This window comes from Ruegeria sp. F5, from assembly GCF_056533845.1.
Genome location: NZ_JBQFOU010000005.1, coordinates 1 through 12,891, shown reverse-complemented (window position 1 = coordinate 12,891; position 12,891 = coordinate 1). Strand labels below are relative to the sequence as shown.

Sequence of the window (12,891 nt, the reverse complement as noted above, 5' to 3'; positions counted from 1 at the left end):
GCCTTCTATAGTTTGATCTTTGGGTCAATCCAGGCGTAAAGGATGTCTACGACCAGGTTAAACAGAATGGTTAGGCAGCCGATCAGGATTGTGATCCCCATCATCACCGAATAATCCCGGTTCAGGGCCGAGTTCACAAAGGCCTGTCCGATACCGCCGGTAGTGAAATAGAGGTCGATCACGACAGAACCGGTGATCATGATCACGAAGGTCGGACCGAGGTAGGAAATCACTGGCAGCATCGCCGGCTTCAAGGCGTGTCTAAACAGGATTGCCCGTGCCGGCAGGCCCTTAGCGCGCGCGGTGCGGATAAAGTTGCTGTGCATCACTTCCAACAGCGACGACCGCATGATCCGCGCAATCGACGCCATGAAACTGGTCGACAATGCGATCACCGGCATGACCAGGTAAGGCCATTGCCCACCGTTCCATCCGCCGCCGGGCAGCCATCCCAGCCATAGCGTAAAGATCAGCACCAGGATTGGTGCCATGACAAAGTTTGGTAGCACCTGTGCGCCGATAGAGATACCCACGGCAAAGTAGTCCAGCCAAGAGTTCTGGTTCAGCGCAGCCGTGATGCCCAAGGCGCACCCAAACACAACGGCAACCACAAATGCGATCGACCCATAAGTCAGTGTCACCGGAAAACCCTGAGCAATGATCTCGTTCACCGTCCGATCCTTGTATTGAAAGGAGGGACCGAAATCGAACTGAGTGACGATGCCCACGACGTAATTCCAAATTTGTAAGGGCAGGGGATCGTCCAGATGATATTTGGCTTCGATATTGGCCAACACCTCAGGGGGCAGGGGTCGGTCAGAAGAAAACGGGCCGCCGGGTGCTGAATGCATCAGCAGAAAGGAGAAGATGATCAAAACCAGCAGCGTAGGGATCGCGGATAGCAGGCGTCTGATGATGAACTCGGTCATTGGGACCTCCCGGGGAAAGGGAATGTTTGGGGCGAATTCGGGATGACGTGCAGGACCAGAGACGTGTTGTGCGGCCCGGTGCCACTCAGTCAGTCAGCTGCGAAATAGAGCTCGCGCGAGTACCATTTCTGCTCGACATTCCCAACGGGCCAGTTCCGAAGATCGTCGTTCATCATGTAAACGCCTGCGTAGTGATAGATCGGAATGATCGGGAAGTCGGTGGCCAAGATTTCCTCGATACGCGTAAAACTTGCAGACGGATTGGGGCTGGTCTTGGCTTTTTCCAGCAGCGCGTCAACCTCGGCATTGGCATAGCCCGCGTCGTTATAAGCATGAGTGCTGCTCATCAAGTCAAGGAAGGACGATGCCAGGTTATACGGCCCGCACCATCCGGCGCGGCCTATGTCGAACTGCTGGTTCGAACGCGCTTCGAGGAAGGTCTTCCATTCCATGTTTTGTAGGACGGTATCGATACCCAGCTTCTGCTTCCACATCTGGGACGCGATAATCGCAATCTTCTTGTGTGCCTCGCTGGTATTGTAAAGAAGATCCAGCTCAATCTCTTCACCAGTGTAGCCAGCCTCGGCCAGTAAAGCCGACGCGCGCGCGTCTCTTTCGGCTTGCGTCATACTACGGGCCGGCGTGTCTGGGCTGACGAAGTTCGCAGTCGCCTCGGGCGTGAACGTATAGGCCGGAAATTCGCCACCCTGCAGGATCGCGTTGGTAATTACCTCTCGGTCAATGGCGAGGTAAAGCGCCTCGCGAACACGCGGGTCCAGCAGTGCGGGGTGCGTGTTTTCAGTCATGTTGATGAAGTAATAGTAAGCACAAAGACGCGGAAAGCTGACCGCGTCGTCTGGGTGTTTTTGGCTTAGGGCATTGTATTGCCCGGTGGGCACCTCTGTGCGATCCAACTCACCGGCTAGGTAGCGCGTCAGGGCACCATTGTCGTCACTGATGACAAGAGCCTCTACCCGCTCCAAAATCGTGTTCTCGTCGTTCCAATAAAGCGGATTGCGTTCGCGCACGGATTTTTCTTGGGGGACATGTTTGGTCAGAACATAGGCACCGTTTGATACGATGTTCCCGGGCTTGGTCCAGTCCGAACCATGCGCATCAATCGCCCATTTCGGAGACGGGAATGTCGGTTCGCTCGTCGTCATCAGGGGAAAGTGCCCCATGCTGTTTTCCAACCGAACTTCCAGAGTGTGGTCATCCAGGGCTTTCACACCAAGATCGGACGGATCCATGTCTCCGGCCATAACAGCTTTGACATTCTTCAGTCCCATTTCCTTAGCGAACCAGGAATAGGGAGAGGCCGTGTTCGGATCGGCAAGTCGCTTCCATGAATACTCAAAATCGTGGGCGGTCACAGGTTTGCCGTCCGACCATTTTGCGTTGTCACGCAATTGAAAGGTGTAGACGGTGTTGTCAGCATTCGCTTCAAAATGAGTGGCGACACCCGGCACCAAATTGCCATCGGCGTCCTGGTTCATAAGCCCTTCGAAAAGGTCCCGAATGAATTCACCACCCTGTACATCTTCCGCCAGTTGCGGATCAATCGAAGCAAATTCATCACCGACGCGGTAAGTGAACACTTGTTCTTCTGCCAGCTCTTCATTTGTAACTGGATGGACATCCGCTATCAAAGGCGTTGCAAGCAACGAGATGCTAAAAACGGAGGACAGTGCGAGTGCGCGTTTCGAGGTCATGTTTGCTCCGTGTCTGGACAACGGCATCAGCAAATATGGTGCGCAAGATCACCCGAGCGGTTGATTGGCGGGTCTCTTTGTTTGCGTCGCTGTGCCTTGTGGTTCAACGTGGTTGTTTTGGTAGCAAACATTTCCTGCTTCGATTCTTGCTGAATCATCAAGATGGTTGACCTATGGTCAGCTATAGGAAATTATCACATATTTTCCAATAGCTTGATCTATGGCATGGTGTGGATCGTTTCTTGACAGCTGTCGCTCAGGAACGCGTCATCAACTTGTGAATCGATGTGGTGCGTCGTATTCTGACCTTAATCGACGCCCTGCCAATTTCGATCAGGAATCGCTTTCCTAAACTCAAAAGACCCAGAGCGAACGGTTGGCCACGCCATGCTTGATCATTCCTCGAAGAAAGTGGGACAATGACATTTAGGCAAATTCAGGCATTTCTGCTGGTGGTGCGAACCGGGACATTGGCGGCCGCTGCGGAACATATGGGGTTAACGCAGTCGGGCGTAAGTCGACTTGTAACCGAACTCTCCCGGAATGTGGGGTTCGAGCTTTTTACCCGCGTGGGCCGTGGCGTCACGCCGACAACGCAGGGGATGGCATTTTTTAGGATTGCTGAGGGTGTGTACAATAGTGCCGAGTCGTTACAACGTGCTGCTGCTGAAATCCGTGCGGGGATCGAAGAAAGGGTTCGCCTCGCTTGCTTGCCAACAATCGGTGCCGCTGTAATGCCGGCAGTCCTGGAATCGTTTCACCGGGACTATCCGAATGCTTTCGTCGACATCTACGATCAGCATGCCAAGGAAACTGTGGAAGCATTCCACGAAAGGAAGCTCGATTTTGCCGTAACCCATAAGGTTGGTCATATAGAAGGGATCCACACCGAGGCGTTCGCGGTTGCCGATTATGTGTTCGCTGTGCACAAGGATCATGAATTGGCCGCGCAAAAGGTGATCAGAAACACAGATCTCAGCGGACATAGCCATGTGGGGTTTGAAAGCGAAACGATGTTTCTGCCCAATGATGATGAGACACGGCTAATCGGCGAAGTGTCCGGCAGCATATCCAAGCGGATTTGGTGTCAGTCATCGGTTATGCGGTATGCATTGCTTGCCAACAAGCGAAACGTCAATATTGCAGAGCCGTTTTCCCTGCCGCTATTTACGCCGCATGGCATTGTTGCGCGCAGGTTTGAACCGCGGGTTACCATTGAGATGGAATTTGTGATGCCGACGGAAAACGCAAATGTGTCTTTGTATGTTGACCTAAAACGAGCATTTCGCAAAGCCACATCTGAATTCGCAGCCCGTCACGATCTGCCGATCTTTGTAGGCGGCGCAGAGAAGCTGTAAGCTAGGCCGGCCTCGGTGTACTGGACAACAAACGTCACTGCTAAAATTAGGATTGGCTGATGCTCGACTTACAGGCGCTGCTGACAAGCATATCAGATCGAATCTACTACGAAGCGGATTGGGGGCAGCCTGCGCAGTACATCCCGGATCTTGCCGAAATTGACCCCGCCAAGTTTGCCATCAGTGTCTGCACGGCAGACGCGATGACCTATTCCGCGGGCCTGGCCAATCAACGGTTCTCGATACAAAGCATCTCCAAAGTCTTTGCACTTATTGCGACCTTGGGACGGATCGGCGACCAGTTGTGGGCACGGGTCGACCGCGAACCCTCAGGTACTGCTTTCGACTCAATCGTTCTTTTGGAAAGCGATAAAGGTCATCCCAGAAACCCGTTTGTGAATGCGGGGGCCATTGTCACTACAGACTCACTATTGTCTGGCAGGGAACCAAAATTTGCATTGGCAGAAATCCTGAATCTCTTGCGCGCGATGACCGATGATGATGACATTCATATCAACAGCGCCGTGGCCAGGTCCGAACAAGCGACAGGGGCCAGAAACAAGGCGCTTGCTCATTATCTGGCTTCATATGGAAATCTCTTGAACCCGCCAGATCTCGTCCTCGGCACGTATTTCCATCAATGCGCAATTGAAATGACAACCGTCCAGCTTGCGCGGGCCGGACGTGTTCTTGCCGGTTTACATGGTGCGCCAGGAGTGATGTCCCCAAATCACGCGCGCCGTGTCAACGCATTGATGATGACCTGCGGTCACTACGATGGTTCTGGCGATTTCGCTTTTCGCGTTGGTTTGCCTGGAAAGAGCGGCGTTGGCGGCGGAATCCTCATTATTGCACCCAAAATCGCTTCCATCGGTATTTGGTCGCCAGGACTGAATCTCTACGGCAATTCAAATGCTGGCACACGGGCAGCCACCTATTTGAGTCAGGAGACCGGATGGTCAGTTTTCTGAGATATTGCATTGTTTGTAGGAATGTGCAGGGTCTCGTCAGAAGAACTTGCCTTGAGGCGGGCAGGGGGCTTTCGTAGCTTTTGTCCATGACCAGACCTGCCTCATTCAAATACTTTAAAACCAGTTCCGAGATCATCCGGCTTGCGGTGATGCTGTACATCCGTTTCCCGCTCTCGCTTCGGAATGTCGAAGATCTGCTGCACGAGCGCGGGATCGATGTCAGCCATGAAACCGTCCGCTATTGGTGGAACATCTCACGCAGCAGCTTCAGCATGTCTTCGTTCGAGTATCGCTTCCGAGCCATCTCTTGTTCCCCATTCTCGGCCAAAGTAGTGGCCCAATTTTAAGAGGCAAAGACAGTATTGACCCCCAAGAAGCGACAAGATTAACGAACAACCGGCTGGCAAGATAAGCACTTTGTCGGGACTAGACATTAAATGAAGTTAGCGGCACAAGTCTCAGAAATTACTCAAAATACTCCGGATGGCGTTCGTGAATAAACGCAATGGTGTCATCGAGGCGGGACAAGTGTTTTCTAACTGCGGTCTGCGCTTTTGACAAATCCCGCGAAGCGAGCCCGTTTGCGATTTCATAATGGTCTTCCAAAATGGAATTCGCTTCGCGGTCTTTCCCAAGGCCAAGCATGCAGAGACGATCCACTTTTTGCTTGCATTCTAGCATTACTTCGAATGCTAGTGGATTGCCGCCCAGAACATAGATCAGTTTGTGAAAATCATAATCAAGCGCATGGAAGGCGGGTAGATCCCCTTTGGCCAGGGCGTTCTCCTGAAGGGCGAGGTTTTCGCCAAGCTTCGCATCTTTCTCTGCGTTCCAAGTTTCGATCGCTCCATGAATAACTTCAAGTTCGACAGCCCTACGAACCAAACGAGCAAGCTCTAATCGATCCATTGAAAACCCGCGCACCTCGGTCGCTTTTTGTGGCCGAATGAGCAGCAAATCCTCATTGCCTAGCCTGGTGAAGGCGTTGCGTACAGGTTGGCGGGAGACGCCAAATCGGCGTGCGACTTCGGTCTCGGACAGTTTTGTACCGGGAAGAATTTGGAGCGAAACGATCTGATCGTGTAGAGTATCGTAGACGACATCTGTGGTTGTTCGGGTCCTAATTCCGTCCACGATTTTTTCTTTCACCCTCTGATTCATAGTTCTACTGCCACGGATTACGACTGATTTAAGTAATTGTTATATGTCGATAAAAACTAGTTTGGCGTTCACTTGAAGGTACGTTTTTTTCTGGTGACATCAAAGAGCCTCTGTTCATCAGAGTCAAGGCCGTCACATGTTTCAAACGAGTTGTTGACATAACTGGGATACTAGTGTCCTTATTGGTTCAGCAGTGATTCCGGCTCTGGGAGGAAGCAGGAAGTTTTGCGACTTTCATCCTCCAGACGACACGTTATTGGCCTGTTGCTGCCCAAAAAAAACGGGAGGAGACCCATGACTTCTACGAAATCGCTTTTTGCAGCAGTAACCGTTGCACTGATAGCCTCATCAGCATCGGCGGAAAGCTGGCGCGCTTGGAACATTCACAATGACGGCCACCCCAATACGGCGGCGATGGACAAGTTTGCTGAGCTTGTAGACACAGCCACAGATGGTGAAGTCACGGTAGATGTGTTCCACGGCGGCGTTCTTGGCTCGCAGCCCGATGCGCTGGAGCAAGTGCGTATTGGAGCCATCGAAGTTGGTAACTTCAACCTTGGCCCGATTGGTCCGATGGTCAAAGAGGCAAACCTTGTATCGCTTCCGTTCATTTTCAAAAGTGTTCCTCACATGTTCCGTGTGATGGAAGGTGACGCAGGCGAGGTCGTTGCCGAAGCGATGGGTGAAGCGGGTATCCTTCCACTTGCATATTTTGACGCAGGAGCACGTTCATTCTACAGCCAGAAACCGATCAACTCTCCAGCCGATGTGGAAGGCCTGAAGATCCGAGTCATGAACAACGATCTCTACACTTCGATGATTTCGGCGATGGGTGGAAATCCGTCTCCCATGGCGTTTTCGGAAGTACAACAGGCGCTGAAGACGGGCGTCGTTGATGGGGCGGAGAACAACTTCCCGTCGTTCAAAAACGTAGGCCATTACGAAGTCACATCGCACTATTCCCTATCTGAGCATCTGATCATCCCCGAGTGCATCTGTGTGAATACAGCCAAGTTCAACGCACTTAGCCCTGAACTGCAAGAAGCTGTTCGCAGTGCGGCTCAAGAAGCGGCTCTATACCAGCGCGAACTGTGGGCCGTTGGATCTGCGCAAGCGCGTTCTGACGTTGAAGCGGCTGGCATCACAGTCAACGAAATCGCAGACAAGGGCCCCTTCCAGTCCGCGATGGACGTAGTCTATGCTGACTACCTCGCTGCGAACCCTGATATGAAAGCGTTGGTCGAGATGGCCCAGGCCACCGAGTGATTTGCCAAAGCGAATACTAAAAAGCGCGTCCGGTTTCCTTCAAAGAAGCCGGGCACGTAAAACCCAAAAGGGGGCGGCATGCAAGTTTCAGGCAAGACATCAGAGTTTCTGCGGAGGATGGATTTCTTCCTCGACCTGCTCGCCAGCCTTTGTACCTTGTTGGCCGGCGTCGCCATCGTGACTATGACCGCCATCTTCGCGTGGCTGGTCTTTGGCCGGTACGTCCTCAATGACACCCCCACCTGGGTTGAACAGGTATCGCTTTTACTTGTCATGGTCATTGCCTTCCTCGGCGCAGCAGCTGGAGTGCACAACCACACCCATCTATCTGTTGTTCTTTTCCGGGGCATAGTGCCACCAAAAGTACGAACAGTCTTTGTCTGCATCACAGATATGCTGCTCGCCGGATTTGGCGCGATGATGTTCTGGTATGGGCTTGAATTGACCGAATTCAAATGGGGCACGTTGATCCCACTTATTCAATGGCCCGAGGGCCTGAGGTCCCTGCCTATGACCATTAGCGGAGCATTGGTCCTTCTGTTTTCCATCGGTCATCTGATCCGCCTGTTTCTGGGCGAGGATGCGCGCCAAGACAGTATAGATCAGGGTTAATCATGGGACTTGCAGTTCTTCTCGGGGTCTTTGCCCTTTCCGTCATCATCGGCACTCCAGTCGCTTACGCACTCGGGATTTCTGCCTTGGCTGCGTTTTGGTTTGAAGGCTTGCCCTTGTTCGTCGGCTTTCAACGAATAGTCGCAGGAATCAACGTTTTTTCGCTTATGGCGATCCCGTTTTTCATTTTCGCTGGCGAACTGATGTTCCATGGCGGCATAGCCGTCAGATTGGTAAGGTTCGCGCAAGCTGCTGTCGGTGCCGTGCGCGGCGGGCTTGGCATTGTGAACGTGTTTTCCTCCATGCTTTTTGGCGGGATCTCAGGTTCGGCGATCGCGGACATCTCCGCGCTGGGCTCAATTCTCATCCCCGTTATGAAGGACAAGGGATACGATGCTGACTATGCAGTGAATGTGACGGTGACGTCTTCCATCGCCGGGATCATCATTCCACCCAGTCACAATATGATCATCTTTGCTCTTGCCACGGGCGGTGCGGTATCAATTTCCAAGCTGTTCTTGGCGGGTGTGATCCCCGGCATCCTGATGTGCTGTTGCTTGGCAATTGCTGCGTATGTGGTCGCAGTAAAGCGCGGCTATCAGGCTGAACGGTTTCCAGGATGGACCGCGCTGGCATACGCATTTGTTGGCTCCATCCCCGGCCTGCTGACTGCGGTCATTATCGTCGGTGGTGTCCTATCAGGCATCTTTACTGTGACAGAGTCCGGCGCGTTCGGAGCTATGTATGCCTTTGTTGTCACGCTGATCGTCTACCGCAGCCTGTCATGGGATGCCTTCAAGACTGCTGTAATTTCATCCGTGCGCACAACGTCGATGGTCATGATCCTGATCGCCTGCGCCGGGGCCTTCGCCTACATGCTGACCTACAACCGCGTACCAACCAAAACGGTCGAGTTCCTTTTGGCGATAACCGAGAACCCGATCCTGATTTTGCTGATGATCAATGCCGTTCTTTTGCTGCTTGGCATGATTATGGATATGGCAGCCTTGATCCTCATTTGCACGCCGATCTTCTTACCGGTGATGAATATGCTAGGGATCGATCCGCTGCAATTCGGCATGATCCTTCTGGTGAACCTTGGTCTGGGGCTTTGCACGCCTCCGGTCGGGACCTGTCTGTTTGTAGGCTGTGCGGTTGGCCAGTTGCCGATGGAAAAAGCCATTAGAACGATCTGGCCTTTCTACCTTGCGATCTTCGCAGCGCTGATGCTGATCACCTTCGTTCCTGCCATCTCGCTCACACTTCCGACTCTCCTAATCGGCCCATAAAGCCCAAAGGACGCCGCTATGCTGAATATCAAACGATTGGACATTGAAGAGGCGCGACGGCTGATCGCGGTTGCTAGGCTCAAAGCCGAAGATATCAGGGTGCCCATGTGTATCGCTGTTACCGACGAGAGTGGTATCCTTATCGCATTTGAGCGAATGGATGGCGCCAAGATTACCAGCGTCAATCTGGCGATCGACAAGGCTTATACCGCATGCGGCATCAAAAAGAGCACGCAAGCCTTAGGTGAAGTCAGTCAACCGGGAATGCCAGCGCATGGCATCGCCTCGGCCTTAGGCGGACGTATGGTGACCGTTGCCGGCGGTCTTCCTGTGCTTGCTGGTTCTGATGTCGTCGGTGGCATTGGTGTAAGCTCAGGCTCGCCTGCGCAAGATCATGACGTCGCCCAAGCTGGGGCCGATGACTTTTCCAAAATGAAAAACCCAAACGCTTAGGAGGCGAATATGTCGAATCCAAAAATCGGTTTCATTGGTCTAGGCCAAATGGGCAGCAAGATGGTTGAATGCCTCCAAAAAAATGGTTTTGATCTTGTGGTGATGGGCCGCAACAAAGCGGCGGTTGCCCAAACCGTAGCGCGCGGCGCGGTCGAGGTGAGCACCCCTAAGGAACTCGCCGCGGCCAGTGATATCGTCATGCTCTGCGTGACAACATCTGACGTGGTCGAAAGCCTGATTTACGGTAAGAATGGTATTCTTGCCGGGATCCAAAAAGGCGCGGTGGTCATAGATTTCGGCACGTCCATTCCAGCGTCAACAAAGAAAATTGGAGCGGACCTTGCGACAAAAGGGGCCGGGATGCTCGACGCGCCGTTAGGGCGTTCACCTATGCACGCCAAGGACGGTTTGCTGAACATCATGGCAGCGGGCGATATCGAAACGTTTGAAAAAGTCAAACCTGTGCTCGATGTGCAGGGCGAGAACGTGTTCCATCTTGGCGCGCTCGGCGCGGGACATACGACCAAGCTGATCAATAACTTCATGGGTATGACAACAGCGTGTACCATGAGCCAGGCATTTGCAGTTGCAAAACAAGCGGGCATCGATGGCCAGCAGCTTTTTGAGATCATGTCTGCGGGCCCGTCCAATTCCCCGTTCATGCAATTTTGCAAGAATTACGCCGTCGATGGTGTAAGTGATCTTGGGTTTTCGATCAGCAATGCCAACAAGGACATCGCCTACTTCGTTCAGATGATCACTGACATTGGAACCCGCTCCGAAATCGCTGAAGGCACTTCCGCAAATCTTCAAACGGCGCTTGATGCAGGGATGGGCGAAGGGAATGTACCCGAAATCTACGACATGTTCGTCAAACGCGGTGCAGCTTAGGCGGCCCACAATGGCACACGACAACTTTCAACGCTGAGCAAAGATGAGGGATGCGCATGAAACTCGCTGGAAAATCGGCAATTGTAACTGGAGCCGGCCGCGATATCGGTGCAGCAGTCGGTCTCAAGCTTGCCTCCGAGGGCGCAAACGTCGCAATAAATTATTTTGCCAGCAGCGCAGGCGCTGAGGACGTTGTGGCCAAGATCAAAGCAGATGGCGGGACCGCATTCGCGCTTCAAGGAGACCTAACGCAGAAAAGCGACGTTGACGCATTGGTGGCGCGATCTCTCGCGGAATTCGGCAGTATCGACGTTTTGGTCAATAATGCGGGCGGTTTGGTTGCCCGTAAAACAGTCGCAGAGTCCTCACTTGAACATTGGCAGTATGTGATGGACTTGAATCTGACCAGCAACTTCATGATGACGAACGCCTGTTTGGCTCATATGAAAAGCGGTGCAATTGTCAACTTGGCAAGCCAAGCTGCTCGCGATGGCGGTGGCCCCGGCTCAGTTCCCTATGCGACCTCAAAGGGCGCGATCATGACGCTGACGCGGGGTTTGGCCAAAGAGCTGGGCCCGGATATCAGGGTCAATGGGCTGTGCCCTGGGATGATTGATACTGATTTTCATAACATCCACACACCGGACGCAGGACGTCGCGGCTTTGAAGCCGCTGCGCCAATGAAACGTCAGGGCACAATTGAGGATGTCGCAAACCTTGTCCTATTCCTAGCCTGCGACGACAGTGCTTTCATTACAGGAGCTAATGTCGATCTGAATGGTGGAATGCTTTTCTCATAGTGTAGCGGAGGTACACCTTGCCTGAATTTCCAGTTGTCTCGACAGGAGAGAATGTCACACGGCAAGTTCTCTCTGATCATCCTAATCTCATGGTTGTTGCCTTTCGGTTCAGCAAAGCAGGTGCGATAGGCGCGTTGCACAGCCATCCGCATGTCCAGTCAACATATGTCGAAAGTGGCCGGTTCCGGTTCACTTTGGGCGAAAGTGACCAAGAGTTCGGGCCAGGAGACAGTTTTGTCATTCCTTCAGATCAAACCCACGGATGTGTTTGCCTGGAACCAGGAATGCTCGTGGATAGCTTCACTCCGCGGCGTGACGATTTTTTGTAGAACCCATGCGTATTTTGGCAATCGGTGAGTGCATGGCGGAGCTTGCTCCCTTGGGCGATCCAGGGGAATTCAAGGTTGGATATGCGGGCGATACGTTCAACACGGCTTGGTATTTGGCACAATTATCGCCGAATACCGAGGTCGCCTATTTCACGGCAGTTGGTGACGACACGCTATCTTGCGAAATGCGAGACTTTATTGACAGCACGGGCATTGACACCTCTCACATCCGAGAGATTTCCGGTGGAACCGTGGGTCTCTATATGATCCACCTTGCCAATGGTGAGCGTAGTTTTTCCTATTGGCGCAACATATCTGCGGCAAAACGGCTTGCGGACGACGCAGATGCGCTTGACCGGGCAATCGAAGAAGCAGATTTGATCTACTACTCGGGAATTACGTTGGGGATTCTTGGTACGCAATCGCGTGCAAATCTACTTGGCGCACTTCAAAGGGGGCGTGAAGCAGGGAAAACCGTGGCCTTCGATACAAATATCAGGCCCACCCTTTGGCCGAACGGCGAAGATATGAAACTTGCAATCATGCGCGCTGCAGAGTTCTCGGATATCGTGATGCCGTCTTTTGACGACGAAAGCGAGTGGTTTAAGGACGACTGTCCGACCGCAACACTTGAACGATATGCAAAACTTGGTGTGGACCGGATCGTTGTAAAGAACGGCGAGCATTCAGTGATTTATCAAGATGGAGACATTAGGGGGGAGGTGTCCGTTAGGCCGGAAACTTCCGCTATTGATACAACAGCCGCTGGTGATAGTTTCAACGCTGGCGTTTTGCTCAGTGTTTTGGAGAAAAGCGATTTCCGCGCAGGAATATTACTGGGCTGCCAATTGGCCAGCCACGTAATCCAAGCCAAAGGAGCGCTGGTTTCTTTCGATGCTGTGCATATGACAACCTCAGGAGATAAATCTCGATGTGTGTGAAGCGGAACAAGCAGTTTGCACGACCACTCATCGAAGAAAAAAGAACTTAATCAATGAAACAATAAGGGCGGAAAGCGGTCGTTCACTGAATCCCATTGAAACGGCAACAATACGCGGCTTGCCATTGGTCGTTTAAGTAAAGAGCAGATGTGAGTGTGCCCTGGTTTCCGCGATGATCT

At 52.6% G+C, this 12,891-nt stretch carries 13 protein-coding genes and 1 pseudogene; 11 read left to right on the top strand and 3 right to left on the bottom strand.

Going from position 1 to position 12,891, the window contains the following annotated elements; genetic code table 11:
• Nucleotides 1–5: 5 nt before the first annotated feature.
• Both oppB and ACR0K1_RS08940 read right to left on the bottom strand, forming a co-directional pair.
• A complete protein-coding gene (gene oppB / locus ACR0K1_RS08945; protein WP_480617175.1) occupies nt 6–929 on the bottom strand; it encodes an oligopeptide ABC transporter permease OppB in 924 nt (307 codons plus the stop codon).
• An 89-nt stretch (nt 930–1,018) separates the two neighbouring features.
• Entirely contained in the window at nt 1,019–2,641 is a 1,623-nt protein-coding gene (locus ACR0K1_RS08940; RefSeq protein WP_480617174.1) for a peptide ABC transporter substrate-binding protein, read from the bottom strand.
• A 419-nt stretch (nt 2,642–3,060) separates the two neighbouring features.
• On the opposite strand from ACR0K1_RS08940, the gene ACR0K1_RS08935 reads away from it, so the two are divergent.
• The 3 genes and pseudogenes from ACR0K1_RS08935 to ACR0K1_RS08925 all read left to right on the top strand — a co-directional run.
• Nucleotides 3,061–3,999, top strand: coding sequence for a LysR family transcriptional regulator (locus tag ACR0K1_RS08935; RefSeq protein WP_480850112.1), 939 nt, complete (start codon nt 3,061–3,063; stop codon nt 3,997–3,999).
• A gap of 59 nt (nt 4,000–4,058) precedes the next feature.
• Nucleotides 4,059–4,970, top strand: a complete 912-nt coding sequence (locus tag ACR0K1_RS08930; RefSeq protein WP_480850109.1) for a glutaminase — start codon at nt 4,059–4,061, stop codon at nt 4,968–4,970.
• Between the two features lie 86 nt (nt 4,971–5,056).
• A pseudogene (locus tag ACR0K1_RS08925) lies at nt 5,057–5,215 on the top strand (IS6 family transposase); the annotation flags it as partial.
• 220 nt (nt 5,216–5,435) lie between these two features.
• Here ACR0K1_RS08925 and ACR0K1_RS08920 read toward each other — a convergent pair.
• Nucleotides 5,436–6,119, bottom strand: coding sequence for a GntR family transcriptional regulator (locus ACR0K1_RS08920; RefSeq protein ID WP_480850107.1), 684 nt, complete (start codon nt 6,117–6,119; stop codon nt 5,436–5,438).
• A gap of 306 nt (nt 6,120–6,425) precedes the next feature.
• On the opposite strand from ACR0K1_RS08920, the gene ACR0K1_RS08915 reads away from it, so the two are divergent.
• The 8 genes from ACR0K1_RS08915 to ACR0K1_RS08880 all read left to right on the top strand — a co-directional run bounded on the left by ACR0K1_RS08915 (nt 6,426) and on the right by ACR0K1_RS08880 (nt 12,712).
• Complete coding sequence (locus ACR0K1_RS08915) at nt 6,426–7,397, top strand: TRAP transporter substrate-binding protein (protein WP_480850105.1); 972 nt, start codon at nt 6,426–6,428, stop codon at nt 7,395–7,397.
• Nucleotides 7,398–7,475: 78 nt separating this feature from the next.
• Nucleotides 7,476–8,009 carry a TRAP transporter small permease gene (locus ACR0K1_RS08910; protein WP_480850103.1) on the top strand — a complete coding sequence of 178 codons (534 nt, stop codon included), beginning with the start codon at nt 7,476–7,478 and terminating at the stop codon, nt 8,007–8,009.
• A 2-nt stretch (nt 8,010–8,011) separates the two neighbouring features.
• A complete protein-coding gene (locus ACR0K1_RS08905; protein ID WP_480850101.1) occupies nt 8,012–9,298 on the top strand; it encodes a TRAP transporter large permease in 1,287 nt (428 codons plus the stop codon).
• A gap of 18 nt (nt 9,299–9,316) precedes the next feature.
• A complete protein-coding gene (locus ACR0K1_RS08900) occupies nt 9,317–9,751 on the top strand; it encodes a GlcG/HbpS family heme-binding protein (protein ID WP_480850099.1) in 435 nt (144 codons plus the stop codon).
• A 9-nt stretch (nt 9,752–9,760) separates the two neighbouring features.
• Nucleotides 9,761–10,642 (top strand): NAD(P)-dependent oxidoreductase, encoded by an 882-nt coding sequence (locus ACR0K1_RS08895; RefSeq protein ID WP_480850097.1) that lies wholly within the window; start codon nt 9,761–9,763, stop codon nt 10,640–10,642.
• A 56-nt stretch (nt 10,643–10,698) separates the two neighbouring features.
• Entirely contained in the window at nt 10,699–11,442 is a 744-nt protein-coding gene (locus tag ACR0K1_RS08890; RefSeq protein WP_480617165.1) for an SDR family NAD(P)-dependent oxidoreductase, read from the top strand.
• 17 nt (nt 11,443–11,459) lie between these two features.
• Nucleotides 11,460–11,771: a cupin domain-containing protein gene (locus ACR0K1_RS08885; RefSeq protein WP_480617164.1), complete on the top strand. Its 312-nt coding sequence runs from the start codon at nt 11,460–11,462 to the stop codon at nt 11,769–11,771.
• A gap of 5 nt (nt 11,772–11,776) precedes the next feature.
• Nucleotides 11,777–12,712, top strand: a complete 936-nt coding sequence (locus tag ACR0K1_RS08880; RefSeq protein WP_480617163.1) for a sugar kinase — start codon at nt 11,777–11,779, stop codon at nt 12,710–12,712.
• The last annotated feature ends 179 nt before the right edge of the window (nt 12,713–12,891 follow it).